The organism is Ruegeria sp. CF4, assembly GCF_056537345.1.
The window spans coordinates 280,824-306,245 of the sequence record NZ_JBQFRJ010000004.1 but is presented as its reverse complement, the minus strand read 5'-3'; the positions used below and the strand labels follow the sequence as shown (position 1 = coordinate 306,245).

Sequence of the window (25,422 nt, the reverse complement as noted above, 5' to 3'; positions counted from 1 at the left end):
GCCCCGCAGCGAGGGCGAAGTCCAGAGGCGCGCAAAAACAAAGGAAGATATGTGCGGTTTTTTCAGCGAATGGAACCTCGTTCCAGTTTGTAGAGCAAATCGCGGCAGACATCCTGTGTGCTGACGATATAGGCAGCATTTTCAGGAGGCCTGTTCTTGTTTTGAAATCTGTCGTTCGAGCGCAGAGGCGTGTTCGATGGGTAAGGCCGTGACCGGTGCGTTGACACCTCGCAACCGGAAGTCGCGAAGATTATGGGGATCGCATTGCAGACCTGCAGCGAGAAGCACGTCGCGTGAGACCAGAAGTTCAACACCCAAGGCTTTGGTTTCGCTTTCCAAACGGCTGGCAACGTTGACAGCATCGCCGATGATAGTGCGTGGCGCATCCTTGGCGGCTCCGATTTCTCCCAACACAAGGTCACCCAGATGCAGGCCCATGCCGATGCGAACAGGTTGGCTGCCTTCTGCCTCAAGTTGCTGGTTGAATCGTTCCAGCGCGCGTCCGATATCAGCGGCTGCTTCCAGCCCTGCACGGGCTGAGCTTTTGGCGTCCGTTGTTTCGAATAGGGCCAGCAATCCATCGCCCATGTATTTATCGACTACGCCGCCCTGAGCCGTGATCGACGGAACGATAGCATCAAAAAAACGATTCAGCAGGAAAACGATGTCATAGGGGAGTTGCCCGGTGGTGCGCGCCGTGAACCCGCGCATGTCCAGAAAAAGCACAGCCAGTTGCCTTTCCTGTCCTTGACTTGCGTGCCCCCGGTGACGCGCGCCATCTGGCCGGAAAACGCGGAACACGGTCATCGGATCGGTCGGGCGCATCTGGCAGGCAAGCCTGGTTCCTTCGGGCGCGCCAACGGCTTTCAGGCTGCGTGCCTCGATGTCTGTGGGTGGGGGCAAACTGTCGCCTCCCTGTTCCACGATCACGCGGCAAGTGGTGCAACGACCTTTGCCGCCGCAAAGCGCGGTATGCGGGATACCGTTAGCGTGGGACATCTCAAGCAGAGTCATGCCTTTTTCAGAGACCACTTCGGGACCGTTCACATACCGGATGCGAACCGAATGCCGCCGCCGCCAAAGCTTACGCCCCAGATAGATTAAGCCTGTCAGGGCGAGCGCCGTCCAGAATGCGGTCAGGGTGTTGTTCTTGACGATGAACATATCCTGAAACGCCTCGGGCGAGGGCCAGTTATAGTGCTCGATATATTGCTCGCGCAGGTCCGGATCAGCGAAATCGGCCCAGATGCGACGGCCCTCGGTCAGCACGCCAGCCAGGGCAAAGCCCGGGACGAACACAGCGACACCGATTAGATAGGGCACCAGCTTGCGCCACCAAGCTGTCATGCGCAGCCACATATGCAAGCCGATACAGCCATGCACCCAGACCAGCAGCAGCAGCAGGCTTTGCATCCAGATTGCGCTGCTGGGCCACATCAGGGCGATGATATAGCCCATTTCATCATTCACCCCATAAATCTCGTGGGCGTAGCGCGTATGCACCAGATGGGCGATCAGCTGTAGCGGGATCAGTAGACCCAGAACCACCTGAAGTGCGACGCTGAATGGCATCCGTAACGTGCGACGCTGTGCGATCGAGATCAGTGCCAGACCTGCGTGAACTAACAGTGATACGTATAGAAGCAGGCTGACAAAATCATGCCGGGATACGGCCTTTCGACCATCCTGCATCCCGTGCAGCAGGTCGGTGTCGAACAGACCAAGGCCGATATTGAGGAAGTGGAAAAACGCAAAGACAAATAGCACCAGACCGCTTGCGATCCTGAGCCGGCTTATCCACCCGCCGCGCCAAAGAGCATTCTCCAAAAGCTCACCTGTCTTTCGCTTTGCCTCGGGTGATCCTGATACGCCGTTGCGCAGCGGTCAAGACAAGGCCGCTCATCACTGCGGGCACCAGGTTTGGGGGGCGCCGCACGCAGTGATCAGATCGGGGCGTGCGTCGAACAGCACCAGATGACTGAGATCCGGGCGCGAGCGTGAGCTGTAAAACAGCCCATCGGCCCCTTGGGTCCGCGCCAGATCGGAGTATTGCCATGTTGGAGAACGCTGACCAAGATCCCTTATATCTTGCCAAACCACCGAGACCTCGGGACGCCTGCGGAAATTCATCAATCGCGCGCCCGAAACTTCAAGTCGTTGAATAACACGCGGAGGCTCGTCTGAAGATACATAGCGCCGAATCGCGATACCTGCCCCCGCAGCGCTGAGTGAGGCGTAGAGTGCGAACTGGCCGGAATGATGGAACCGGCCTTCCGGCGCGCGTGCAGGGGCAAGTGGAGCGCCGGATTGAGAACGGAACAGAATTCTCCAGACCGGACCGGAGAATTCTGTAATCATATCAGTCGTTCTCTGCCAGGAACCGCTCGGCATCCAGCGCGGCCATGCAGCCCATGCCGGCGCTGGTAACGGCCTGACGGTATACGTGGTCGGTCAAGTCCCCGGCGGCGAAGACACCCGGAACAGAGGTTTGCGTCGTTCCCGGTTTGGTAACGACATAGCCGCCCATATGCGTCTCCAGTGTGTCCTTGACCAGCTCATTGGCTGGTGCGTGACCGATGGCGACGAAGACGCCTTTACACGGGATCTCGGTGATCTCGCCGGTTTTGACGTTCTTAACCCGCACACCTTCAACGCCCAGTGGGGCATCGGTGCCGATAACTTCGTCAAGTTCGTGGAACCAAAGCGGCTCAATCTTCTCGTTCTTGAACAGCCGGTCCTGCAGAATCTTCTCGGCCCGAAGCTCATCGCGACGGTGGATCAGCGTGACCTTGCTTGCGAAGTTGGTCAGGAACAGGGCTTCTTCGACCGCGGTGTTGCCGCCGCCGATCACGACGATTTCCTGCCCGCGGTAGAAGAATCCGTCACAGGTGGCGCAGGCCGAGACGCCAAAGCCCTTAAATTTCTCTTCCGACGGCAGGCCCAGCCATTTTGCGCGCGCACCGGTGGCCAGAATCACCGCATCGGCCGTGTAGATCGTGCCGCTGTCACCTTTGGCGGTGAAGGGGCGCTTGCTGAGGTCCAGATCATTGATGATGTCGCCGATAACCTCACACCCCATTGCCTTGGCGTGGTCCTGCATCCGAACCATCAGATCGGGGCCCTGAACCTCGGTGTCGCCGGGCCAGTTTTCGACCTCGGTCGTGGTGGTCAGCTGCCCGCCCGGCTCGATCCCCTGCACCAGAATCGGCTCCAGCATGGCGCGGCTTGCGTAAACGCCCGCAGTATATCCGGCCGGTCCCGATCCGATGATCAGAACCCTGGTGTGTCGTGTTTCGGCCATGGTATCCCCACTCAGTTTGCCTCGGCGGACATTTTGTCCGGTGCGGATCGATATAGCGACCGTGAGGCCGCGCTTAAAGCCCCTTCCTGCCGCATATCGGAATTGCGTTTCACGAGTCTGGTCGCGGTTAAACCTACATATGAAATAAAGAAAATTGCGCGGCTGTGAAATATAATTGCGCCCGCCACGCCTGCTGCTATAACAACTGAAAACTTCAGGAGTATTCGATGGTCACGACTCGGCTGGATGAAATCGATCGCAAGATTCTGGCAGAACTGCAGGCCGACGGCCGAATGACCAATGTCGAGCTTGCCAAGCGGGTCGGCATTTCGGCTCCACCCTGTTTGCGCCGCGTGCGGACGCTGGAGGATTCCGGCTTCATTCGTGGTTACCACGCCGAGGTCAACGCCCGCGAACTGGGGTTTGAAGTACAGGTTTTCGCCATGGTGGGGCTGGAAAGCCAGGCCGAATCCGAACTCAGCGCCTTCGAGGACAGATGCCGGGATTGGCCACTGGTCCGCGAATGCCACATGCTGAACGGCGAGGTGGATTTCATCCTGAAATGCGTCTCACCCGATCTCAGCAGTTTTCAGCAGTTCCTGACGGGCGAACTGCTGACCACGCCGAACGTGGCCAGCGTTAAAACCTCGCTTGTTATCCGAGGCGCAAAAGACGAGCCAGGCGTACCATTTGACGTGCTGGAAGACCGGATGAACCGGACGGCCTGATCCTGACCGTATTTTGATCCGCAGTGCAGGGCGGCAAAAGCGCCGCCACGGTCATGTAAAATACCCAACTTAGTAATAGCTGCATGATGCCCCCACATTTGCAGTAATCGTTAACATTTTAAGCAGTGAGAGCGTCAATCTCACCATCCCCGGCGCGCGGCAACAGCAACGGGCCGAAATCACTCAGCGATTCGATATGAGAGAATAGATTCAGATAGATCGAACGCAAAGAGTGACTGATCATTCGCACGGCATTTACGCCCGGATGATAGGTCTCGAATTGCAAACCGTCCACGCGAATAACTGAATGGCGCGCCACACAAATGTGAAACAGTTCCACTGGAGTGGGCGGTAATGTTTCGATGACACCCATTCCGTCCTGAAACTCGTGCACCGGTGTCAGCATCTGCTGACCGCCGTTCAGATGACGCAGATGTGCGGGTGTTCCAAGTAGCCGAGCCGCCGGTCCGGCGATGACACCCGACATTGGTTTCTGCATACCGAAAGTGTCAGCCATGATACGGGTCAACGGGCGCGTCCGACCTCGTGAGTCCTCACGCCCAGGGATCAGCGTAACCGATCCTTTCCAAAGAACGGTCTCGGGTGCTCCATCCTGATTCAACACTTCGTCGCCGGGCAGCAGATCTTCGATTGCCATGGGCCCTTGCGATGTCTCCACCAGCGAACCGCGGGTGAAGGCGCAGAATGCGTCTTCGAACATCGGCAGGGCTGGCGCAATGTGGCGCGTCTGCGAAATATCCCCATTTTTCAGCAGAGTGCTTACTTCATAGCGCCGTAGCTGCGCCTTTGGTGTCGTTGTCGTGCGCGGCGTATCGCGCAGTAGCGCAGATGTATCGACCGCGTTTCTGGCCGCACGGGCCAGTGAATTTGGAATACTCATGTATATTCCGTCCCCTCTAAAATTCGCCCTAGCGGGATGAACCCCCGTGCAGTCCCGAAAGGCGACCTTGTTCTTTGTCTTTTTTGAAATGGGCAAACGCAGGTTGGACGCCGCAAAGGCACCGCGCCGCGAGAGAAAATAGCAGTATTTTGGCCAAGTTCATGACCCCCCAGACAAACTCGTTAACCGCAGGCGACAATTGCCTGCTGCAGACACACTCCGAAACATGGCCGCAAACTCATCTGCGACCGCGCACACCGGACCGGAGCTACATCCGATACGCGCTTTGCCCTATGAGGCCGGCAGCTGGCCTCGTGGGGTGCTCTCGTGTCAGCGACGTGCGGCCAGACGGCGCGCGACTCTGACAGAGTGACTTGAAACCCGCTTCCAGGGCATTTCCGGTTCCTGGTCTCTGACCGCCGCGAAGACGGCATTGAGAAAGCGTGATTTCGTTTTCATATCTTTGTCCTGCTTCGATGGAGCAAACCGCCCCTGTTTCCGTTTGTGAACCTAATGTGACGCTGATTTGCGGCACCCATAAGGCTGTACCGGGATGAATTGAGGACAAAATGAAGGTTCCAATTACCTCTTTTATTGTGTTGCCAGCCGTTGGTTGCCCTAAAATTAGGTAACCGTCTGAGCATTGGCGAAAATTTGAGACGATTCTGACTTAGATAAACACAACAAATGTGGCGAAATCTGGGCAGCTCTGCCTTATTTGGGTGCGGAACTACAATCTGATCGCAGAAATCAGGCGGCCGTAGTCGGCCTCATTGGCATGGGTCGACCTGCGATAGGAATAAAACCGGTCAGGGTCGGAATATGTGCAATGACGGGTCCATTCTGCCTGTCCGATTCCTGCCTGACGCAGCCGGTGCAGCCCGAATGCGGGAAGGTCGAAATGCATCCGGTCGCCCTGGCCATTTGCAAAGAAACGCGTGTTGTCGGGCGAGTCGCTCATGAAATCGTCGAGGAACTCTGGTCCCACTTCATAGGCGCGCTGCGAGATGGTCGGGCCGATCACTGCGATAATGTTTTTTCGTTGCGCTCCCAATGCTTCCATCGCATCCAGTGTCGCCTCGAGCACGCCGTCCAACGCGCCGCGCCATCCGGCATGCGCTGCGCCAATTACATGCGCGTCGGGATCAGCAAACAGAACCGGTTGGCAATCGGCCGTCAGGATTGTCAGGGCCAGACCTGGCATTGCGGTAACGACGGCATCCGCTTTGGGTCTGTTGCCTTCAAACGGTTCGTCGACAGTCACTACGGTGGGAGAGTGAACTTGATGCACGCCAATCATCGCCTCGGGCGCCACCTCCATTGCATCGGCGACGCGTTTGCGATTCAGGGCGACCACCTCAGCCAGATCTGACGACCCGGTGCCACAATTCAGACCTGAAAATACACCTGAAGACGCGCCGCCACGGCGGCTGAAGAACCCGTGCCGAATAGGGGACAGAATGTCCGAAGTCAGTATTTCCAGCGTCATTTTTCCAGTCCCGGTGGCGGCGCAGCGTTTGGCGGGTAGAGGCCCAGCACCTTGAACAGGTTTCCCATTTCATCGGGATGCGTCAACCGTCGATGTGCAGCAATCAACGCCTCAAGCTGAGGCCCGCCGAGTGGTGCGGCAAGGGCTTGCGCCCGCGCGGTGATCCCGAGCCGTTCGAGAAACACACCTTGGGGTGTCAGCCTCGTATGCGCACATCCGGCAGCGCGGGCTGTTTGGGCAAGCGGTTCGAAATCCACATGCGTTGTCAGATCAGCCTGGCCCGGGGCCTCTAGGGCGTCAGTGGCCTTATGGTTTTGCACAGCCTGCAAAGTATCGCCCAGCGAGTGCCAATCGCCATAATCAATGATCAAAGCAGCTCCCCCATTGCGGGCGATCTGCTCGGCAATGACGCTGAGGATCGGGGCGGAGGCGCTGCAGAGTTCGACCAGATCCCCATCCTGTGTGTCGATCAGCCGGTCGTTCAGCGCTGATTGAGACGATTGAGGTCCGAGGCCGAAGGTCAGCGCGCCATTTGCATTGCCGATCAACCGCTCGCGCCAGCCATCGCCATCGCGCAGGAACTGGCGGATCGGCAGAGCGTCAAAGAACTCATTGGCGGCCAGAAATATCGGCAGATCCGGAAGGTCGTTGATAGTGTCGACCCATTTGGGCGCAAAAGCGTCAAGGGTTGTGGACTGAATCTTACGCAGGGTGGGCGAGGCCTCAAGTAATGTGATCTGCGCGGCATCGTGAAAGCCAGAGATCTGACTCGTTGCACTCAGAATATCTGCCATCAGCGTGCCGCGCCCCGGGCCGAGTTCGGTCAAGGCGAAGCGATCAGGGCGACCCTGATCCAACCAGCATTGTGCCAGCGAGAGGCCGATCATCTCTCCAAACATCTGGCTGATTTCCGGTGCGGTGATGAAATCGCCGCGTGCACCAAACGGGTCTTTGGTACTGTAGTAGCCGTGAAGCGGGTGCAGCAGGCATTCAGTCATGTAATCAGCGATGGTCATTGGGCCATCGTTTTCGATGCGTGCCAATAAATGATCTTTCAGGCTCATGACACGCGCCGTGCGCGAAGTGCGAACCACAGACCGAGCGCGATCATCGGCACACACAGAAGCTGACCCATGGTTAGGCCGTAACCTCCCACATGCCATGCCAGCCCCAGCGGATTCCCGGGCGAGACGAACTGGGCATCGGGCTGGCGAAAGAACTCGACTAAGAATCGCGATGCGCCGTAGCCGGTGAGGAAGATCCCCATAATAAAGCCGGGTCTCTGAAACGTCCCACGCCGATAGGCCAGCCAGATCAGAACGACACCTAGCAGCACCCCCTCAAGCGCTGCTTCGTAAAGTTGCGATGGGTGACGGGCGCAGAGCCCGACCACGTCGGGGCAGTTCTGCGCTGCGGGTCCAGGGAAGATCACGGCCCAAGGGACGTCGCTTGGGCGACCCCAAAGCTCAGCGTTGGTAAAGTTGGCCAATCGTCCAAGCAAAAGGCCGGGGGGAACTGTGTAGGCCACCAGATCTGCGAGCGACAGGAGAGGCAGCTGGTGTCGTTTGCCATAGAGGTATGTGGCGATGACCACACCTAACAGCCCGCCGTGAAAGGCCATACCGCCTTGCCAGACCATCAGAATCTCAAGCGGATGCGACAGGTAGTAAGCGGGTTGATAAAACAGCACGAACCCGAGGCGCCCGCCTAAAATCACGCCGACGATGATCCAGGTGACCAGATCCTCAAGTTGTTCGGGTTTCATCGGAGGGGTCTGGCCGGGCCAAAGATCTGGTCTGCGCAATGCCATCAAAGCCATACGCCAGGCGATCAGGATGCCGACGATATAGGCCAACGCATACCAGCGCAGCGCGAACTCCATTCCGAACAGCGAGATCGAGAACAGCTCGGAGGAGAGATCGGGGAAATTCAGAACAGCCTGCATGTGCGTCTCATTGCCCGGGGTTTACGGGGCAAGTCAACCTTGAGCCCGGTCCATTCTTTACCCATATAGAGAGCAATCGTGAAATCGGAGAAAGCCCATGCAAACCCGCAACAAGATTCTGGACGATATGTCTCAACTGATGACCAACGCCATGGGCGTGGCGCAAGGGGCGCGGGAAGAGGCGGAAAATGCGATGAAGTCGATGATGGATCGGTGGCTGGCCGACCGCGACTTTGTTACCCGCGAAGAATTCGATGCCGTGCGTGCCATGGCACAGAAAGCACGCGAGGAAAACGCCGCGCTGGAACAGCGTATCGCCGCGCTTGAGGCGAAGCTGGACAAGTAACGTCCTAAAAAAATTAGAATTTTGGGCAAAGACATCCGCCGCGCAATCCTGATTTGGATTGTGCGGTGTTGTGTATTTTGCCGCTTTGTGGGGCTTAATCAAGATAAAGCTGCATCAAACGCCAATATTTTGATCGGCGTTGCAGGCTGTCCACAACTTATTGCTGTTATCCCCAATAAATAGGGTTGCCAGAACTTCGCTCGCGTCGCACCATATTTAGTACAGACAGACTGGGGAAGCCCGGCTTGTAGAGCAGGCAACTAGCGCTGGGGCGCTGCCAGCCCCAAAATGCTAGAGATTAGTGAGGTGGCATTATGGCCCTTTCCGAGCAGTATCTCGAAGAAGACCTTCATCCGATCGACATTGTTGAACATCTTGCAGAACATCACGACTGGGATTTTGACCGGATCGGGGATGATCAGATTGCAATGGCTGTCGAAGGACAGTGGCGCACGTATTCAATCACATTGGCCTGGTCGAATTACGACGAAACACTGCGCATGGTGTGTTCATTCGAAATGGACCCGCCGTCCGAGCGGGAATCTCAGCTTTATGAGCTGTTGAACAAGATGAATGATCAATGCTGGGCCGGGGCGTTTACCTATTGGGCCAATCAGAAGCTGATGGTTTATCGCTATGGTCTGGTGCTGGCCGGGGGGCAGATGGCCAGCCCCGAGCAGATTGATACCATGATCAACGCAGCCGTGCTGAGCGCCGAGCGCTATTATCCTGCGATCCAACTGGTGACATGGGGTAATCGCGATCCCGAAGAGGCGATGCAAGTCGCCATTGCAGAGGCCTACGGCCGCGCGTAAAGCTTTGCCCCGAGACGAATAACGAGAGGGGCAATCATGGACATGTCACGCGTCGCAGAGCAGGGGCTGGTGCTTTTGGGATGCGGCAAGATGGGATCGGCCATGCTCGCCGGATGGTTGGAGCATGGCCTTCCTGCCTCTTCGGTCTGGGTCATCGATCCCTATCCTTCGGATTGGCTGAAGGCGCAGGGCGTCAATATCAACACACCATTGCCCGAAGCACCTGCCGTCGTTCTTGTGGCGGTCAAGCCGCAGATGATGGGGGAGGCTCTGCCTGCGATCAAAGCGCTTGGCGGTGGCGGCAGCCTGTTCGTTTCGGTCGCTGCGGGCACGTCGATTGCCACATTTGAATCAGTTTTGGGCGCAGGTACCCCAATCGTGCGCGCTATGCCGAACACACCGGCAGCGATCCGGCAGGGAATTACTGCGCTGATCGGCAATTCTGACGCATCAGACAAAGATGTGACGCTCGCCGAAAACCTGCTGTCCGCCATTGGAGAAACCGTTCGCCTTGAGACCGAGACACAGATGGACGCGGTCACCGGCCTCAGCGGATCGGGTCCGGCTTATGTTTTCCACCTGATTGAAACACTTGCCGCAGCTGGTCAGGCACAGGGTTTGCCGCACGACCTGGCCATGAAGCTGGCCAAATCGACGGTCGCCGGGGCAGGAGCGCTGGCGATGGCGGCTGAGGAAGACCCCTCGCAACTGCGGGTCAATGTCACCTCGCCAAATGGCACCACTCAGGCCGCGCTTGAGGTTCTGATGCATGAGAAGCAAGGCTTCCCCGACCTTCTGCATCGCGCTGTCAAGGCTGCAACTGACCGATCCAAGGAGCTGTCTCGTGAGTGAGATTACATTTGACGATTTTCTAAAGGTCGATATCCGCGTCGGAAAGGTGATCCATGCCGAGCCTTATCCCGAGGCCCGCAAACCCGCGATCAAGATGTGGATCGACTTTGGCGATGAGATCGGTGAGCGGAAGACCTCGGCCCAGATCACCGCGCATTACGACCCGGCGACGCTGGTGGGCAAACAGGTGATGGCGGTGGTCAATTTCCCTCCGCGCCAGATCGGCAAGTTCATGTCCGAGGTGCTGGTGCTGGGTCTGCCGGACAAGACCGGCGAGATTGTCCTGATCGGCCCGGATGGCGAGGTTCCGATTGGCGGGCGAATGCACTGACGAAGAGGTCGAACGCCGTCTTTCGCCCAGCATTCTTCAGGTGCCCACCGCCTCGCGCCAGTGTTTACGGCAGAGTGAGACATAGGTCTCATTCCCTCCGATCTGAACCTGTGCGCCTTCGGTGATGGTGTTGCCGTTTTCGTCCTGACGAATCACCATGGTTGCTTTGCGTCCGCATTCGCAGATGGTGCGGACCTCACGCATCTCATCAGCCAGCGCCAGCAGGGCTGCCGAACCGGGAAACAGCTTGCCCTGAAAGTCTACCCGCAGCCCGTAGGCCAGAACTGGAACCTTTAAATCGTCGACCACTCGGGCCAGTTGCCAGACCTGTTCTTCGGACAGGAATTGAGCCTCATCCACGAAGACACAGGCAACAGCTCCCTCGCTTAAGCGATTTTCGATCATCACAAAGACATCATCCTGGGGCTGAAACGTATCAGCCCGTTCCGAAATACCGATACGTGAGGCAATCCGCCCCTCGCCGGCGCGCCCGTCGATGGCCGCAGTCATCAGATAAGTGTTCATGCCGCGCTCGCGATAGTTGTGCGAAGCCTGCAGCAGCACGGTCGATTTACCAGCGTTCATGGTGGAATAGTTGAAGTAGAGCTTTGCCATGGCGCTTGGTCTAATTCCCGCGATCCGCAGGGGCAAGCCTATCGATGAGCAATTCAAAGCGACGCCGCCGTTGCGGCTGCCGGGGCCGAGCAGATGCTCTTGGGGATGGAGAACCCCGCGCCCTCAACAGCGGCGTCGTCGGCCTACATGCGGCCTTAACGAGCAAGGCTAAAAATGTTGCCTTACATTCACTCTTTACCGGCACGAACGGCCGCCACTCACTCACAAAACCCCTGCATATCTGAGGGATAGTTAATTTATGGCATTTCAATTATGACTCGAATATGGGAAATTTCCCTACCCTTTCCCCGGTTTGGACAGGCGGGGGAAAGTGAGCGCAGGTAACAAGGGTAGCAAAATGGCAGATATCGGGGCCTATCTGAAGAAGCATACCGAGGCATTGGTAAAGGATGTCGGGATCGAAGCGGCGTGCGAGATCACCGGAAAGTCCAAAGCGACATTGGGAAGATACTATTCCGACAACCCTGAACATGCAGACCGCTTCATGCCGGTTGACGCGGTTGCACGCCTAGAGAATGCAGCGGCCTATCCGCATGTCACGGCTGCTCTTGCTGAGCTCAAAAATATCACGCTGTCTTATGATGGTCGTAACTCGGACAGCCCGCGTACAGGTGGTGTGAATTCAGATGTTATCGCGCTGAGCCAGCGGTTTGCGATGCTGATGACCGAATATCAGTCGGCCATCGAAGACGGAATCATCACAGTCAACGAGGCCAAACGCCTGCTGAAAGAAACCAGTATGCTGCAACAGGTCCTGATCGAGATGAAACTTCATCTGGAAGAAGAAAGCGTCAGCTGATCTGACGCTCCGTTCGATGCCGGGCCTCCGCATTGATCCGTGATTAGATTTCAACAAAAAAAGGCGGCCAGTGCGCCGCCTTTTTGTTTTATGAAGGGTGAACCTTCGTGAATTAGCCTTCGTCGTTGTTGGCATTCTTGCCGCGACCAGGGCTAGCCCCTTCAGGGCCATTCCCGCCACCGTTATTGCCCTTGGCGCCACCTTTGCCCTTGCCTGGCTTGTCTCCGTGGCCACCTTTGCCGGGTTTGTCACCGCCGTGATTACCTTTGCCACCACCCTTTCCAGGTTTGTCATCGCCGCCACCGGGCTTGCCACCCCCATCGCCGGGTTTGCCGCCTCCGTCACTGGGCGTGTCGCCTCCATCATTTCCTGAGTTGTTTCCGCCGCCGCTATCGCCCCCTGAGCTATTGCCCGAGGTTCCGGAGCCCCCGGAACCAGAGGTGCTGTTTGAGCGATCGCTGTTGCGATCTTCGCCAAAGTTTGCGCTCGAAATTGATGCGGTCGGTAAATCAGTCAGAAGCTCTGCTAACCCCAGGCATTGCGTCGATGTATTCTGCAGAATCGTGTCGAAATCCGACCGTTTCTGCAGATAAGACACGAACCCGCGCGTCACCTGCGAGCAATCGCACAGCGTGCCATAATCACCGGCATTCGCAGCAGTTTTCGCGGTATTCACAGTGCAAACCTGCGATTCAGCCGCCTTCGTTTCAGTTGCCATGAATCCAATAAATGGCGCTGCAACCAGGGCAGCCATTCCAACTCGTGAATAATATTTACGCATTAATAGGTGCTCCTTCGTCCACATTCCCTGAATGCGCTGGGCATCCGATGAGGATGTGGAACTCCGATATGAAGGAGACGTTATGCCTGTCTGAAAAATTCTTGAGAAAGCAGAGAGGCCCTGCCCGGAAAACCGCAGGCCCTGCGGATCAGCCGTGCCGTTTGACGATCACGGACCCCACTGAATAGCCTGCGCCAAATGAACAGATCAGCCCGACATCGCCATCGTTCAGATCATCTGAGTGCTTTGAAAATGCAATAATCGAACCCGCAGAAGAGGTGTTGGCGTAATCTTGCAGGATGTTGGGTTGTTCGTCCGGTTCCGGCTCGCGGCCCAGAACTTTTTTACCGATGAAATCGTTCATCGTTTTATTGGCCTGATGCAGCCAGAGCCGTTTCAGATCATCGCTGTTGATGCCTTCGGCGTCCATATGGTCGCTGATATGCTTGCTGACCATCGGCAGAACCTCTTTGAACACCTTGCGCCCGTTCTGCATGAACTGCATATCGCGACGGTCGATCACACCATCAGGGCGGGAACGGCGCAGGAAGCCGTTGTTGTTGCGGATGTTATTGGAAAAAGATGTGGCGCAACGGGTCGAGAGGATCTCGAAATGCGGGCCTTCGGCGTCCTCGATCCGTTCGACCAGCGTTGCAGTGGCCACGTCCCCGAAGATGAAGTGACAATCCCGGTCCCGCCACTCCAGATGGCCTGAGCAGATCTCGGGGTTCACCACCAACGCCGCCCGGACCGAGCCCGAGCGGATCATATCAGCCGCCGCCTGAATACCGAACGTGGCTGAGGAGCAGGCGACATTCATGTCAAACCCGAACCCATCGATCCCCAGCGCCTGCTGAATTTCGATGGCAATCGCCGGGTAGGCGCGTTCGTGGTTTGAGGCGGCGCAGATCACCAGATCGACATCTTCGGCACTGCGTCCGGCCTGTGCCAGCGCCATGCGGCACGCATCCACCGCCATCTCGGTCATGATGCCCGGCTCGTCATCGCTGCGCTGTCGCAGCGAAGGGTGCATGATCTCGGGGTTCAGGACGCCGGTTTTGTCCATCACATACCGGTTCTCTATCCCCGACGCCTTGACGATGAACTCTTCCGAAGAATGCTGCATCGGTTCCATTTCGCCCGCTGCAATCGCATCCGCATTCTCAGCATTCATCCGGTCGGTATAGGCGTTGAAAGCTTCCACCAGTTCGGCATTGGTGATGACGTTTTCTGGCGTATAGACACCGGTACCGGTGATGGCAGGAGTGTACATGGCGGGCCCTGATTTAATGATCTGCACAAAATGCAATTCCTTCGACCGTTGATCAAGATGTGTTGACCCAAGGGAATGCGCGGTCTTCCGCTTCATAACTTGAATAGTTCATAACTCGAAGTATATTCCCCGGCGATTCGGACGGAAAAGACCCATGTCAGACGAGATCAGCACCCGACTAGGACGCCTTAGCCCTGAGATTCAGGCGATGATGGGCGTCTATGCGCTTTATTGGAAACTGGAAGAGAGCTTTGACAGCATCGAAACAGACCTGAGCCATCAGGAATGTCACATGCTGATCAAACTGGATGTGCCCAAACGTATGGGCGTGCTGGCTGCGGATATGCTGACTGTGCCGTCTACGATCACGGCGACCGCTGATGCGCTGGAGCACTCGGGTCATCTGACCCGGCAACGCGACCCCGAAGATCGCCGCGCCTGGCTTTTGGTTCTAACCGAGCAGGGCGAAGAAGCCCGTAACATGCTGGTGGCTGTCGCTGGTGAGCTATTCCGCAGCGCTTCTGGCCTGAACACTGAAGAAACCGCCGAGTTTGCACGTCTGGCGCGCAAAATTCGCGACAATATCCTGAAAACCGGAATCCCCGAGGGACTGAAGAAATGAAACTCCTGACCTCTGTTTGCCTTGCGCTGGCCGTTTTGACCGCACCCGCCATTGCGCAAGAGCCTGCCAAGCCCGTGAAACTGATGCAGGTCAGCGAAACAGCGCCCGGCTTTTCACGCCAGTTCTTTGGCCGTGTCGCTGCGCGTCAGACTGTTGATCTGGCGTTTCAGGTCGCTGGACAGATTGTCGAGATGCCTGTGACCGAAGGGTTTGTGATCCCAAAGGGTGAACTGATTGCCCGTCTCGATCAGGAGCCGTTCGAGTTGCAGCGCGACCGCACGCGTCTGCAGAAGGATCAGGCTGATCGAACCCTGGCCCGACTGTCGCGCCTGCGTGGTACAGCAGCCAGTCAGGTGGCTGTAGATGATGCCGAAACCGCGGCACAACTGGCTGCGATTGCGGTACGGGACGCAGAATATGAGTTGGAACACGCCACGCTGACCGCTCCGTTCGATGCGTTGGTTTCAAGCCGCGCGGTCGAGGCGTTTAGCACCGTTTCTGCAGGCACCCCCATCGTGCGAATCCACGATATGTCCGAGCTAAGGATTGAGGTCGATGTGCCCGAAATCCTGTTTCAGCGCTCCGGGCAGCAGGATGACATTACGATCACTGCCAAGTTCCCGGTCAGTGATGAGATCTTTCCGCTGGAGATACGAGAGTTCGATGCTGAATCCTCAAGCGTGGGCCAGACTTACCGCATCCAGTTCGGTCTGACACCGCCCGAGGGGCTGCAGATTTTGCCTGGCTCATCCGTAACGGTCACGGTTCAGGTGCAGGATGAGCGTACCGGAATCATCATTCCCCCGACGGCCGTTGTCGCGGATGCCAGCGGCGCGCTGGGCGTTCTGGTCTTTTCTCCGGTCGGTGCCGACGAAGGCACCGTCCGCCGGGTCCCCGTTACGATTGAACCTACACAGAGTGGCGATGTCCGCGTGCTTACCGGTTTGTCCGACGGTGATGAAATCGTTGTGGCTGGCGGCGGGGCGCTGACCGATGGTCAGGCCGTCCGCCGCTTTGTCGGTTTCTCGAACTGAGGGCGCTTTCATGAGCATCGCACGCGCTTCGATAGACCGGCCGCTCTATACGTGGCTGTTCATCCTGATCGCCCTGTTCGGCGGCATTTGGGGTTTCTCGTCACTGGGCCGCCTTGAAGACCCGGCCTTTACGATCAAACAAGCAGTGATCGCCACACAATACCCTGGTGCCACGGCCGAGCAGGTCGCGCTTGAGGTCTCGGAACCGTTGGAATCTGCCATTCAACAGATGGGCGAGGTGGACATTATCACCTCTGTCAATCAGCCGGGCCAGTCGCTGATCGAGGTTGAGATCAAGTCCACCTATGACGGCAACGAGCTACCCGATATCTGGACCCGCCTGCGTGCCAAGGTACGTGATGCGGCACGCGGGCTGCCCTCAGGCGTTGGCGTACCGTATGTGAATGACGGGTTCGGGGATGTGTTCGGCCTGTTCTATGCGGTTACGGCCAACGGGTTCTCGGACGCAGAAAAACATGAGCTAGCGACGTTCCTGCGCCGCGAATTGCTGACGGTCAGCGGCGTCGCTGATGTCGAGGTGCAGGGCTTGCCGGATGAGGCGATCTTTATCGAACCCGACCTGTCGATCTCGGTCAATCAGAACGTTCCGCTGCAGGCAATCAACGAGGCCATCGTAAACGCGGATTCGGTCAACGCCTCGGGCTCGCTGCGGTCTAGTAGTGATCGGACGACCATCCTGACGGCTGAGGGATCGGACAGCGTGTCGGCCATCGCCGGACTTTCGGTCGGGTCGCAAGGGCAAGTGATCAACCTGTTCGATATGTCCGATGTCTATCGCGGGCGGCAGAACGATCCCGATATCATGATCCGGTTCAACGGGATCGAGGCCTTCACGTTGGGCATCGCCGGGCTGGCCACCGAAAATATCGTCGAAGTTGGTCAGCGCGCAGATGCCAAACTGGCTGAGTTGGATTCCGAAATTCCCTTTGGTGTCGAAATCCTGCCCATTTATCAGCAGCATGTTGTTGTCGATGAGGCCTCGAACGCCTTCCTGCTGAACCTCGCCATGTCGGTCAGCATCGTGGTCGCGGTTCTGGGCATCTTCATGGGCTGGCGTGCGGCCATCGTCGTGGGTTCCACCCTGTTGCTGACAGTTGTGGGCACGCTGCTCTTTATGTCGATTTTCTCGATTGAGATGGAGCGCATCTCGCTGGGCGCCCTGATCATCGCCATGGGGATGCTGGTCGACAACGCCATCGTTGTGGCTGAAGGGATGCAGATCTCGATGTTGCGGGGCAAAAATTCTCGTGATGCGGCGGAAGATGTGGCCTCAAAAACGCAAATCCCGCTGCTGGGCGCAACGGTGATCGGGATCATGGCTTTCGCTGGGATCGGGCTCAGCCCTGATGCGACCGGAGAGTTCCTGTTCTCGCTGTTCGCCGTGATCGGCATTTCACTATTGCTGAGCTGGGTGCTGGCGATCACGGTGACGCCTCTGCTGGGGCACTATTTCTTCAAACAGGGCAAAGAGGGTGAGATTGACGCTTATGGCGGCATTCTGTTCCGCGTCTATGGTGCAATCTTGAACTGGGCGCTGCGGTTCCGCTGGCTGGTGGTTGCCGGGTTGATCGGAATCACAGTCGCCTGCTTCGCGGGCTTTGGATTGATGAAGCAGCAGTTCTTCCCCAATTCGAACACGCCGCTGTTCTTCGTGCACTACAAGCTGCCGCAAGGAACGCCGATTGCGCGCACTGCCGAAGATATGGCCGTGTTCGAGGGCTGGCTGGCCGAACGTGATGATGTCGTTTCGGTCGCCACGTTTGTGGGGCAGGGGGCGACAAGGTTCATGTTGACTTATTCGGCAGAGAAACCGAACCCAAGCTATGGCCACATGATCATCCGTACCGAGACACTGGACGATATCCCTGCCCTGCAGGCCGATCTAGAGGCGTTCGGCTCAGCCCAGTTCCCCGAAGGTGAGTTCCGCACTAAACGCCTGATCTTTGGCCCCGGTGGCGGCGATCCGATCCAGGCCCGGTTCTCGGGCAGTGATCCGATTGTTCTGCGTCAATTGGCCAATGAGGCTGTGCAACGCATGTCAGCCGCGTCCCCGAATGCGCTGCATGTGCATCACGACTGGCGCGAACAGGAACTGGCCGTGCAGCCGATCTATGCCACCGAACGCGCCCAGACCGCAGGGGTGACGCGCGAGGATATCGCGGCCACGCTGCAATTCTCGACCGATGGCATAACCGGGGGTGTTCTGCGTGAGCGTGACCGCCAGATACCGATCATCCTGCGCCGTCCGGCGGATGGGGAGTATTCGATTGTCGATCAGGTGGTCTATTCCGATCAGTCGGAACGGTTCGTGCCCATCGAACAGATGGTGGATGGGTTCGAATACAAGGCGCTCAACACGCTGGTTCATCGACGTGACCGAGTGCTTACGATTACGGTTGGTGCCGACATCCCCCCCGAAATGACTGCGGCTCAGGTTCATTCCGAAGTACGCAGCGCCATTGAAGAGATGGAATTGCCGATTGGGTACAGTATGGAATGGGGCGGCGAGTTCGAGGATTCGGGCGACGCGCAGGCCAGCCTCGGGCGGCAATTGCCTCTGAGCCTGCTGATCATGGTGTTGATCTCGGTGCTGTTGTTCAACGCGATCCGGCAACCTGTCATCATCTGGCTGCTGGTCCCGATGTCTGTCAATGGCGTGGTCATCGGCCTGCTTGGGACGGGCCTGCCGTTCACTTTCACGGCGCTGCTGGGGCTGCTGAGCCTTTCTGGCATGCTGATCAAAAATGGCATCGTCTTGGTTGAGGAAATCGATCTGGTCCGCGCCACAGGCAAAGCCCTACGTCCTGCGATTGTCGAAGCGTCGGTCTCGCGTTTGCGTCCAGTGATGCTGGCGGCGATCACCACCATTCTGGGGATGGCTCCGCTACTGACGGATGCGTTCTTCGTGTCGATGGCGGTCACGATCATGGGCGGACTGGCTTTTGCCACCATCCTGACCATGGTTGCCGCGCCGGTCTTCTACATGATGTTCTTCAACCGCGAAGAAAAACGTCGTCTGGCGGTCAACTAATAGGAACGGGCGGCAGATTCAGCCGCCCACCTCTGTCTCGGGATCATGATGGCAATAAAAGCAAGATAGCTTGTTGCCATCAGGATCACGCAGATAAGCCACATAGAAATCGGGTTGGTAATGGGGCCTGATGCCCGGCTTTCCCTCATCCATGCCGCCGTTTTCAAGACCGATGGCATGGAACCGCCGGACCTGATCGGCGCTTTTTGCGGGAAAAGCGATCATTGTACCATTGCCGATGCTGGCGGGTGCTCCATCGAATGGCTTGCAGATCCAAAAGCCGGTTCCACTATCGGGATCGGTGCCCCATCCCGCCCAGCCATCGATCCATCCGGGCAGGCGCGGCTGCTCAAGGACTGCAAAGATCGCATCATAAAAGCGGATGGCCCGCGGCAGGTCGTTGCTTCCGTATGTGGTGTAGAGATCCATGAACGCTCCCCCTTGCTCTCATCATGTGGGCCACGAGCACGAAGGGGAAGAAAAAAGACCCCAGCCGAGGCCGGGGTCAATTCATACGTGCTGTTGCTAAGGTTTAGCCCTGCAGCGATTTCACCTCAACATCGCCCTCGGCCTGTGCCTTTATCGCCAGCGCTGCGGCGTTCGATCCCGCAGCTGTGGTGAAATATGGAATCTTGTCATAGAGCGCGATGGAGCGGATGGCCTTACTGTCCTCGACCGCTTGCGCGCCCTCAGTTGTATTCATCACCAACTGCACCTGACCGTCTTTCAGCATATCGACCACATCGGGGCGACCCTCATAGACCTTGTTGACCACCTCACAGGCGACGCCCTGTTCTTCCAGCCAGCCCTGCGTGCCGCGGGTCGCAACCAACGCAAATCCTTGCTCAACCAGAACATTGGCGGCCTCAAGCATTGCTTTGCCCTTGTCGGCATCTTTGATTGAGATAAACGCACGTCCCGAGGAAGGCAGGACCATGCCAGCCCCCATTTGCGCCTTGAGGAAGGCCCGCGGGAAGTCACGGTCCCAGCCCATGACCTCGCCAGTTGAGCGCATTTCCGGACCTAGGATGGTGTCGACGCCGGGGAAGCGGGCGAAAGGCATCACGGCCTCTTTCACCGAGAACCACGGCATGTTCGGGTCGGCCAGAGTCATCTGATCGGCAATCTTGGTGTCCTGACCTTCCTGATATGCGGGGCGCTGCGGGAAGTTCGCCAGTTTCTCACCAGCCATGACACGCGCAGCGATGGATGCAATCGCGCTGTCGGTCGCTTTGGCCACGAAGGGTACAGTACGCGAGGCGCGGGGGTTCACTTCGATCAGATAGATTTCATCATCCTTGATCGCGAACTGTACGTTCATCAGACCCACAACATTCAAAGCCTTGGCCAATTTGAACGCCTGATCCTTGATCTGCTCGATGATCTCAGCCGACAGCGAATAAGGCGGCAACGAACAGGCCGAGTCGCCCGAGTGCACGCCAGCCTCTTCGATATGCTGCATGATGCCCGCCACGTGAACATCAGTGCCATCGCACAGCGCATCCACGTCCAGTTCAACCGCGCCCGCCAGATAGCTATCCAACAGAACCGGGCTGTCACCAGAAACCACAACGGCCTCGTTGATATAGCGTTTCAGCTGATCCATATCACGCACGATTTCCATCGCGCGACCGCCCAGAACGTAGGAGGGGCGGATCACCAGCGGGAAGCCGATCTCTTCGGCAATTTCCAGCGCTTGCTCGTCGGTCGAGGCGATACCGTTTTTCGGCTGTTTCAAGCCCAGATCGTTGACCAGCGCTTGGAAGCGTTCACGGTCTTCGGCCAGGTCAATCGCGTCGGGCGTGGTGCCGAGGATCGGAATGCCTTCAGCCTCCAGAGCGTTGGCCAGTTTCAGCGGGGTCTGGCCGCCGAACTGAACAATCACACCGTGCAGCGTGCCGTTTTCCTGCTCTTTGGTCAGGATTTCCATGACGTGTTCGAAGGTCAGCGGTTCGAAATACAGACGGTCCGAGGTGTCATAGTCGGTCGAGACCGTCTCGGGGTTGCAGTTGACCATGATGGTCTCATACCCGGCCTCGGTAAGTGCGAAACAGGCGTGGCAGCAGCAATAGTCGAACTCAATGCCTTGGCCGATCCGGTTCGGGCCACCGCCGAGGATGACGACCTTTTTGCGGTCGCTTGGGCGTGCCTCGCATTCGACGTCACCCATCATGGGGGCTTCGTAGGTCGAGTACATGTAGGGCGTCTGGGCCTCGAACTCGGCCGCGCAGGTGTCGATGCGTTTGAACACGGCATTGACGCCCAGATTGCGCCGGGCGCGGCGGACATTGTCTTCGTCACGGCCGGTCAGGTTGCCCAGACGTGCGTCGGTGAAACCGAGCATTTTCAGCGCGCGAATGCCCTCTTCGGTAACGGGAAGCCCGTCTTTGCGGACCTGACGCTCGGCTTCGATGATCTCGCGGATGCGAGTCAGGAACCATGGGTCGAATTTTGTGACACCAAAGATTTCGTCATCAGTCAGACCGTGACGCATCGCTTGTGCGATGGTGCGCAGACGGTCGGGGGTCTGCTGGCTGATTGCCTTGATCACGGCGGCCTTGTCATCGGCCATTTCCCAGACGCCGACGTTCAGGCCAGGTATCTCGATCTCGTCAAAGCCGGTCAGGCCCGATTCCATCGAGGCCAGCGCCTTTTGCATCGATTCGTGGATGGTGCGTCCGATGGACATCGCTTCACCGACCGATTTCATGGCGGTGGTCAGATAGGGCTCGGAGCCGGGGAATTTCTCAAATGCGAATTTCGGGATTTTGGTGACGACATAGTCGATGGTCGGCTCGAACGAGGCCGGGGTGACCTTAGTGATGTCGTTGTCCAGCTCGTCCAGCGTGTAGCCCACGGCCAGTTTGGCCGCGATCTTGGCAATCGGGAAACCGGTCGCCTTGGAGGCCAGAGCGGACGACCGCGACACCCGCGGGTTCATCTCGATCACAACCATACGGCCATCATCGGGGTTGATCGCCCATTGTACGTTCGAACCACCGGTCTCGACGCCGATCTCGCGCAGAACAGCAATCGAGCCGTTGCGCATGATCTGGTATTCTTTGTCGGTCAGTGTCAGCGCTGGGGCCACGGTGATCGAGTCACCGGTGTGCACGCCCATCGGGTCGACGTTTTCGATGGAACAGACGATGATGGCGTTGTCGGCAGTGTCGCGCACCACCTCCATCTCGTATTCCTTCCAGCCCAGCAGGCTTTCGTCGACGAGGATCTGGTTCACCGGAGACGCATCCATGCCCGAGCGGCAAAAATGGATGTAATCCTCACGGTTATAAGCCACACCGCCGCCGGTGCCGCCCAGTGTAAAGGCAGGGCGGATGATGGCGGGAAGGCCGATTTCCTCAAGCTCATCCAGTGCCATCTGGACACCGGCGTCCAGATCGGTGGAGCCGTCTTCACGTTTGGGGGCGGTGACGATGGTCGCCTTAGGGTTCTCAAGACCTAACCGGTCCATCGCCTCGCGGAACAGGGCGCGGTCTTCGGCCATCTCGATGGCGTCGCGCTTGGCGCCGATCATCTCAACGCCGAACTTGTCCAGAACGCCCATCTCTTCCAGCGCCAGCGAGGTATTCAGGCCGGTCTGTCCGCCCATAGTGGGCAGCAAGGCATCGGGGCGTTCTTTCTCGATAATCTTGGCAACAACTTCTGGGGTAATCGGCTCGATATAAGTCGCGTCCGCCAGACCGGGATCGGTCATGATCGTCGCGGGGTTCGAGTTCACCAGAATGACCCGGTAGCCTTCTTCACGCAGCGCTTTACAAGCCTGAGCGCCGGAATAGTCGAACTCGCAAGCTTGACCGATAACAATGGGGCCCGCCCCGATTATCATGATCGACTGGATGTCGGTTCTTCTCGGCATGGCCTTGTTCCTTCGATTGTCCGCGAGTCAGGGCACCGCCCCAGCGCCCAAATTGTCCTGCGTTATAGGGACCGCGCGAAAAGGTGCAAGAGCTATCGGAAACAGGGGCGAAATTGCCGCTTTCCCCCCTTTCACCTGCTGGCGTATCCTCTATATCGCGCAGCACGGCAAATGAGGATGCACTTGCGTATTCGTTTCGATCAGGGACCAGCCGGGCGTGGCACCCGGTTTGAGCGTCCATCCAAAATCATCCGCGCGGATAGTGCGGAGGAGGTGCCCCAGGCTCTGGCGGCGCTCGATCAGGCGCGTGCAGATGGGGCCTGGCTGGCCGGCTACGCAAGCTATGAACTGGGTTATGTGTTGGAGCCGCGTCTGGCGGATCGCCTGCCCGAGGGGCGACGGCTGCCGCTGCTGTGTTTTGGCGTGTTCGGAGAGCCGGATCGCGTTGGTCTGCCAAAGGACTTGGGCGGTGTCACGGCGTTTCAGCCCCGCTGGGATGAGGCCAGGTATACACAGGCCTTCCGGACGGTGCACGACGCTATTGGCGCCGGTGATATCTATCAGGCGAATCTGACGTTTCCAATCGACCTTGAGGTGACCGGAGAGTCAGACGCACTGTATGCGACGCTCACAGCTGGTCAGCCTGTTGGTCACGGTGCTTTGGTCGAGCAGGAGGGGTTACCCGACCTGCTCAGCCGGTCTCCTGAGTTGTTTTTTCGCACCGATGCCGAGGGCCGGATCGAAACGCGCCCGATGAAAGGAACCCAGCCGCGCAGCGAGGACCCGGTCGAAGATGAACGTCGTAGGGCTTTCTTGTCATCAGATGAAAAGAACCGCGCTGAGAACCTGATGATCGTCGACCTGCTGCGCAACGATATCAGCCGCGTGGCGCTGGCGGGCTCGGTCAAAGTGCCCGAACTGTTCAAGGTCGAAACCTATGCGACGGTTCATCAGATGGTATCGCTGGTGCAGGCGCAATTACATCTTGGGGTTGGCCTATCGGATATTCTGACGGCACTGTTTCCCTGCGGCTCAATCACCGGCGCGCCAAAAATTCGCGCCATGGAGATATTGTCGGAGTTGGAGCCATGGCCGCGCGATGTTTATTGCGGCACCATCGGATGGGCCGCGCCTGATGGACGGTCTGAATTCAATGTGGCCATCCGGACGCTCATGGTCGAGGACGGCAAGGCAACCCTGAACGTGGGCGGCGGGCTGGTCTGGGACAGCACCGCCCCATCGGAATATGAGGAGGCGCTATGGAAAGCCCGCTTCGCCCACCAGCTGAGCTTGATTTCCGTCTGATCGAAACGCTGGCTTTTCGGCCGGGGCAAGGGCTTGTGCGGCTGGATCGTCATTTGTCCCGTATGGCCCGCTCAGCCAAGGCGTTCCAGATTGACTTCGACTGGACCGCTGCTCAGGCGGTCGTGAATTCGGTATCTGGGAAAACCCCGCTGCGTTGTCGCCTGACATTGGATGCATGCGGAAAACTCGATTTGACGGCCGGAGATTTGGCCCCGAACCCGCCGCTCTGGCGTGTCGGTGTGGCTGAGCAGCGCCTTTCTTCGTCGGATATCTGGCTGCGGCACAAAACCACCCGTCGGGCTATCTATGACAGAGCGCGTGCGAACCTGCCTGCTGGTGTTGATGAGCTCTTGTTTCTCAATGAACGAGATGAGGTATGCGAAGGCACGATCACCAATCTGTTTCTTGAGATGCCCGGCGGGCCGTGCCTGACGCCTGCACTGTCCAGTGGGGTTTTGCCTGGAGTTCTGCGCGAAGAGATGCTGGAGCACGATAACACGACAGAGGCGGTGCTGACCCTGGCCGATCTGCAGAAGGCGCAAACGATCCACTTCGGCAATTCGCTGCGAGGGTTGATCCGGGCGGAGCTTGTAACACCGTGAGCAGGCAAAACGAATGGGCTGCGCGCCCAGCTGCCGTGCAGCGACTGAAGCTCGAGTTTGGGCTGTTCTACTTCGCCGTACCGGTTCTGATCGCAGTGCTCTTTCCACCAGATTGGATGTTTCCGTCGCTCTTTGCGTTCACCGGGTTGGGTATTGTCTTGCTGCACAGCACGCCCGGATTTTCGTGGGCCGAGCTTCGCTATGGCTGGCGAAACTGGTCCTGGGGCGAGGTTCTGCTGTTCACAATTGCGATGGCATCCGTCTGCTCAACCCTTGTCCTGACACTGCGACCGCAAGCTGCCTTTGCCCTGTTGAAGCACCGGCCCGAGTTGCTGGCCTTCATCTGGGTCGGTTACCCGCTCGCTTCGGCCTTGCCGCAAGAGTTGCTGTTTCGCGCGCTGTTCTTTCGCCGCTATCACGCAATCCTGCCGAAGGGATATGCCGCCTATTGGCTCAACGCGGCACTCTTTTCGCTCGCTCACCTGATGTATTGGAGCTGGATCGTTGCCATCATGACATTTGTCGGAGGGTTGCTATTTACCTGGGCCTACGACAAGCGAGGGTCGTTCTTCTACGCCGTTTTGTTGCACGCCATCGCGGGCAACATCATCTTTGCAGCAGGATTGGGGATCTATTTCTACTCGGGCAACGTGCAAAGGCCGTTTTGACGGCGCGACCTGCCTTGACTTTCTATGCCCGACGGGGTGTATCGGCGCGACGAATTCTGCGCCCG

At 57.9% G+C, this 25,422-nt stretch carries 24 protein-coding genes; 12 read left to right on the top strand and 12 right to left on the bottom strand.

The window, feature by feature from the left end:
* Positions 1-141: 141 nt before the first annotated feature.
* The 3 genes from ACR0NF_RS12140 to trxB form a co-directional block, all read right to left on the bottom strand.
* On the bottom strand, positions 142-1,827 hold the full coding sequence (locus ACR0NF_RS12140) for an adenylate/guanylate cyclase domain-containing protein (RefSeq protein ID WP_480778315.1): 1,686 nt from the start codon (positions 1,825-1,827) through the stop codon (positions 142-144).
* 75 nt (positions 1,828-1,902) lie between these two features.
* Complete coding sequence (locus tag ACR0NF_RS12135) at positions 1,903-2,358, bottom strand: RES family NAD+ phosphorylase (RefSeq protein WP_480778314.1); 456 nt, start codon at positions 2,356-2,358, stop codon at positions 1,903-1,905.
* Between the two features lies 1 nt (position 2,359).
* On the bottom strand, positions 2,360-3,301 hold the full coding sequence (gene trxB, locus ACR0NF_RS12130; RefSeq protein ID WP_480470548.1) for a thioredoxin-disulfide reductase: 942 nt from the start codon (positions 3,299-3,301) through the stop codon (positions 2,360-2,362).
* Positions 3,302-3,528: 227 nt separating this feature from the next.
* On the opposite strand from trxB, the gene ACR0NF_RS12125 reads away from it, so the two are divergent.
* Positions 3,529-4,029, top strand: coding sequence for an Lrp/AsnC family transcriptional regulator (locus ACR0NF_RS12125; RefSeq protein ID WP_480667600.1), 501 nt, complete (start codon positions 3,529-3,531; stop codon positions 4,027-4,029).
* A 118-nt stretch (positions 4,030-4,147) separates the two neighbouring features.
* Here the strand turns inward: ACR0NF_RS12125 and ACR0NF_RS12120 are convergent, their stop codons facing one another.
* The 4 genes from ACR0NF_RS12120 to lgt form a co-directional block, all read right to left on the bottom strand.
* On the bottom strand, positions 4,148-4,930 hold the full coding sequence (locus tag ACR0NF_RS12120; RefSeq protein WP_480470546.1) for a Hint domain-containing protein: 783 nt from the start codon (positions 4,928-4,930) through the stop codon (positions 4,148-4,150).
* A 730-nt stretch (positions 4,931-5,660) separates the two neighbouring features.
* Positions 5,661-6,419, bottom strand: coding sequence for a peptidoglycan editing factor PgeF (gene pgeF / locus ACR0NF_RS12115; protein WP_480667599.1), 759 nt, complete (start codon positions 6,417-6,419; stop codon positions 5,661-5,663).
* Positions 6,416-7,483 (bottom strand): class I SAM-dependent methyltransferase, encoded by a 1,068-nt coding sequence (locus ACR0NF_RS12110; RefSeq protein ID WP_480778313.1) that lies wholly within the window; start codon positions 7,481-7,483, stop codon positions 6,416-6,418. The genes pgeF and ACR0NF_RS12110 overlap by 4 nt, the downstream gene beginning before the upstream one ends.
* Positions 7,480-8,364 carry a prolipoprotein diacylglyceryl transferase gene (lgt, locus tag ACR0NF_RS12105; RefSeq protein ID WP_480778312.1) on the bottom strand — a complete coding sequence of 295 codons (885 nt, stop codon included), beginning with the start codon at positions 8,362-8,364 and terminating at the stop codon, positions 7,480-7,482. The genes ACR0NF_RS12110 and lgt overlap by 4 nt, the downstream gene beginning before the upstream one ends.
* A 97-nt stretch (positions 8,365-8,461) precedes the next feature.
* Between lgt and ACR0NF_RS12100 the strand changes: the two genes are divergently transcribed.
* From ACR0NF_RS12100 to ACR0NF_RS12085, 4 genes are all read left to right on the top strand, one after another.
* The gene (locus ACR0NF_RS12100; RefSeq protein ID WP_010441801.1) at positions 8,462-8,710 is read left to right on the top strand and encodes an accessory factor UbiK family protein; all 249 of its coding nucleotides are present in this window, start codon (positions 8,462-8,464) and stop codon (positions 8,708-8,710) included.
* Positions 8,711-9,024: 314 nt separating this feature from the next.
* Positions 9,025-9,525: a type III secretion system chaperone family protein gene (locus tag ACR0NF_RS12095; protein WP_480470542.1), complete on the top strand. Its 501-nt coding sequence runs from the start codon at positions 9,025-9,027 to the stop codon at positions 9,523-9,525.
* A 36-nt stretch (positions 9,526-9,561) separates the two neighbouring features.
* Positions 9,562-10,377, top strand: coding sequence for a pyrroline-5-carboxylate reductase (proC, locus tag ACR0NF_RS12090; RefSeq protein WP_480667596.1), 816 nt, complete (start codon positions 9,562-9,564; stop codon positions 10,375-10,377).
* Entirely contained in the window at positions 10,370-10,708 is a 339-nt protein-coding gene (locus ACR0NF_RS12085) for a tRNA-binding protein (protein WP_480667595.1), read from the top strand. Before proC ends, ACR0NF_RS12085 begins: the two co-directional genes overlap by 8 nt.
* 36 nt (positions 10,709-10,744) lie before the next feature.
* Here the strand turns inward: ACR0NF_RS12085 and ACR0NF_RS12080 are convergent, their stop codons facing one another.
* The gene (locus tag ACR0NF_RS12080) at positions 10,745-11,323 is read right to left on the bottom strand and encodes a thymidine kinase (protein WP_480667594.1); all 579 of its coding nucleotides are present in this window, start codon (positions 11,321-11,323) and stop codon (positions 10,745-10,747) included.
* 358 nt (positions 11,324-11,681) lie between these two features.
* Here ACR0NF_RS12080 and ACR0NF_RS12075 point away from each other — a divergent pair, with 358 nt between their 5' ends.
* Positions 11,682-12,143 carry a hypothetical protein gene (locus tag ACR0NF_RS12075; protein ID WP_480470538.1) on the top strand — a complete coding sequence of 154 codons (462 nt, stop codon included), beginning with the start codon at positions 11,682-11,684 and terminating at the stop codon, positions 12,141-12,143.
* Positions 12,144-12,255: 112 nt separating this feature from the next.
* Here the strand turns inward: ACR0NF_RS12075 and ACR0NF_RS12070 are convergent, their stop codons facing one another.
* Positions 12,256-12,861, bottom strand: coding sequence for a hypothetical protein (locus ACR0NF_RS12070; RefSeq protein ID WP_480470537.1), 606 nt, complete (start codon positions 12,859-12,861; stop codon positions 12,256-12,258).
* Positions 12,862-13,072: 211 nt separating this feature from the next.
* The gene (locus ACR0NF_RS12065; RefSeq protein WP_480470536.1) at positions 13,073-14,197 is read right to left on the bottom strand and encodes a beta-ketoacyl-ACP synthase III; all 1,125 of its coding nucleotides are present in this window, start codon (positions 14,195-14,197) and stop codon (positions 13,073-13,075) included.
* A 154-nt stretch (positions 14,198-14,351) separates the two neighbouring features.
* Here ACR0NF_RS12065 and ACR0NF_RS12060 point away from each other — a divergent pair, with 154 nt between their 5' ends.
* The 3 genes from ACR0NF_RS12060 to ACR0NF_RS12050 are packed head-to-tail and all read left to right on the top strand — an operon-like array spanning position 14,352 to position 18,905.
* Positions 14,352-14,819 (top strand): MarR family winged helix-turn-helix transcriptional regulator, encoded by a 468-nt coding sequence (locus ACR0NF_RS12060; protein ID WP_480470535.1) that lies wholly within the window; start codon positions 14,352-14,354, stop codon positions 14,817-14,819.
* Positions 14,816-15,853 carry an efflux RND transporter periplasmic adaptor subunit gene (locus ACR0NF_RS12055; RefSeq protein WP_480778311.1) on the top strand — a complete coding sequence of 346 codons (1,038 nt, stop codon included), beginning with the start codon at positions 14,816-14,818 and terminating at the stop codon, positions 15,851-15,853. Before ACR0NF_RS12060 ends, ACR0NF_RS12055 begins: the two co-directional genes overlap by 4 nt.
* A gap of 10 nt (positions 15,854-15,863) precedes the next feature.
* Entirely contained in the window at positions 15,864-18,905 is a 3,042-nt protein-coding gene (locus ACR0NF_RS12050) for an efflux RND transporter permease subunit (protein ID WP_480778310.1), read from the top strand.
* 18 nt (positions 18,906-18,923) lie between these two features.
* On the opposite strand, the gene ACR0NF_RS12045 is transcribed toward ACR0NF_RS12050, so the two are convergent.
* Both ACR0NF_RS12045 and carB read right to left on the bottom strand, forming a co-directional pair.
* A complete protein-coding gene (locus ACR0NF_RS12045) occupies positions 18,924-19,334 on the bottom strand; it encodes a VOC family protein (RefSeq protein WP_480667590.1) in 411 nt (136 codons plus the stop codon).
* A gap of 103 nt (positions 19,335-19,437) precedes the next feature.
* A complete protein-coding gene (carB, locus tag ACR0NF_RS12040; RefSeq protein ID WP_480470531.1) occupies positions 19,438-22,782 on the bottom strand; it encodes a carbamoyl-phosphate synthase large subunit in 3,345 nt (1,114 codons plus the stop codon).
* A gap of 177 nt (positions 22,783-22,959) precedes the next feature.
* Between carB and ACR0NF_RS12035 the strand changes: the two genes are divergently transcribed.
* The 3 genes from ACR0NF_RS12035 to ACR0NF_RS12025 are packed head-to-tail and all read left to right on the top strand — an operon-like array spanning position 22,960 to position 25,357.
* The gene (locus tag ACR0NF_RS12035; RefSeq protein WP_480667613.1) at positions 22,960-24,087 is read left to right on the top strand and encodes an aminodeoxychorismate synthase component I; all 1,128 of its coding nucleotides are present in this window, start codon (positions 22,960-22,962) and stop codon (positions 24,085-24,087) included.
* Complete coding sequence (locus tag ACR0NF_RS12030; protein ID WP_480470530.1) at positions 24,042-24,689, top strand: aminotransferase class IV family protein; 648 nt, start codon at positions 24,042-24,044, stop codon at positions 24,687-24,689. Before ACR0NF_RS12035 ends, ACR0NF_RS12030 begins: the two co-directional genes overlap by 46 nt.
* Positions 24,686-25,357 carry a CPBP family intramembrane glutamic endopeptidase gene (locus ACR0NF_RS12025; protein ID WP_480470529.1) on the top strand — a complete coding sequence of 224 codons (672 nt, stop codon included), beginning with the start codon at positions 24,686-24,688 and terminating at the stop codon, positions 25,355-25,357. Before ACR0NF_RS12030 ends, ACR0NF_RS12025 begins: the two co-directional genes overlap by 4 nt.
* Positions 25,358-25,422: the final 65 nt, after the last annotated feature.

What these genes read in the sequence shown, in the direction of transcription:
- ACR0NF_RS12035 (WP_480667613.1), top strand. Translation starts at nt 22,960, where the DNA reads ATGCACTTGCGTATTCGTTTCGATCAGGGACCAGCCGGGCGTGGCACC.
- ACR0NF_RS12045 (WP_480667590.1), bottom strand. Translation starts at nt 19,334, where the DNA reads ATGGATCTCTACACCACATACGGAAGCAACGACCTGCCGCGGGCCATC.
- ACR0NF_RS12080 (WP_480667594.1), bottom strand. Translation starts at nt 11,323, where the DNA reads ATGGCAAAGCTCTACTTCAACTATTCCACCATGAACGCTGGTAAATCG.
- ACR0NF_RS12060 (WP_480470535.1), top strand. Translation starts at nt 14,352, where the DNA reads ATGTCAGACGAGATCAGCACCCGACTAGGACGCCTTAGCCCTGAGATT.
- ACR0NF_RS12100 (WP_010441801.1), top strand. Translation starts at nt 8,462, where the DNA reads ATGCAAACCCGCAACAAGATTCTGGACGATATGTCTCAACTGATGACC.
- pgeF (WP_480667599.1), bottom strand. Translation starts at nt 6,419, where the DNA reads ATGACGCTGGAAATACTGACTTCGGACATTCTGTCCCCTATTCGGCAC.
- ACR0NF_RS12110 (WP_480778313.1), bottom strand. Translation starts at nt 7,483, where the DNA reads ATGAGCCTGAAAGATCATTTATTGGCACGCATCGAAAACGATGGCCCA.
- ACR0NF_RS12030 (WP_480470530.1), top strand. Translation starts at nt 24,042, where the DNA reads ATGGAAAGCCCGCTTCGCCCACCAGCTGAGCTTGATTTCCGTCTGATC.
- ACR0NF_RS12120 (WP_480470546.1), bottom strand. Translation starts at nt 4,930, where the DNA reads ATGAGTATTCCAAATTCACTGGCCCGTGCGGCCAGAAACGCGGTCGAT.
- proC (WP_480667596.1), top strand. Translation starts at nt 9,562, where the DNA reads ATGGACATGTCACGCGTCGCAGAGCAGGGGCTGGTGCTTTTGGGATGC.
- ACR0NF_RS12070 (WP_480470537.1), bottom strand. Translation starts at nt 12,861, where the DNA reads ATGGCAACTGAAACGAAGGCGGCTGAATCGCAGGTTTGCACTGTGAAT.
- ACR0NF_RS12075 (WP_480470538.1), top strand. Translation starts at nt 11,682, where the DNA reads ATGGCAGATATCGGGGCCTATCTGAAGAAGCATACCGAGGCATTGGTA.
- trxB (WP_480470548.1), bottom strand. Translation starts at nt 3,301, where the DNA reads ATGGCCGAAACACGACACACCAGGGTTCTGATCATCGGATCGGGACCG.
- ACR0NF_RS12135 (WP_480778314.1), bottom strand. Translation starts at nt 2,358, where the DNA reads ATGATTACAGAATTCTCCGGTCCGGTCTGGAGAATTCTGTTCCGTTCT.
- ACR0NF_RS12065 (WP_480470536.1), bottom strand. Translation starts at nt 14,197, where the DNA reads ATGTACACTCCTGCCATCACCGGTACCGGTGTCTATACGCCAGAAAAC.
- ACR0NF_RS12095 (WP_480470542.1), top strand. Translation starts at nt 9,025, where the DNA reads ATGGCCCTTTCCGAGCAGTATCTCGAAGAAGACCTTCATCCGATCGAC.
- ACR0NF_RS12055 (WP_480778311.1), top strand. Translation starts at nt 14,816, where the DNA reads ATGAAACTCCTGACCTCTGTTTGCCTTGCGCTGGCCGTTTTGACCGCA.
- ACR0NF_RS12050 (WP_480778310.1), top strand. Translation starts at nt 15,864, where the DNA reads ATGAGCATCGCACGCGCTTCGATAGACCGGCCGCTCTATACGTGGCTG.
- lgt (WP_480778312.1), bottom strand. Translation starts at nt 8,364, where the DNA reads ATGCAGGCTGTTCTGAATTTCCCCGATCTCTCCTCCGAGCTGTTCTCG.
- carB (WP_480470531.1), bottom strand. Translation starts at nt 22,782, where the DNA reads ATGCCGAGAAGAACCGACATCCAGTCGATCATGATAATCGGGGCGGGC.
- ACR0NF_RS12125 (WP_480667600.1), top strand. Translation starts at nt 3,529, where the DNA reads ATGGTCACGACTCGGCTGGATGAAATCGATCGCAAGATTCTGGCAGAA.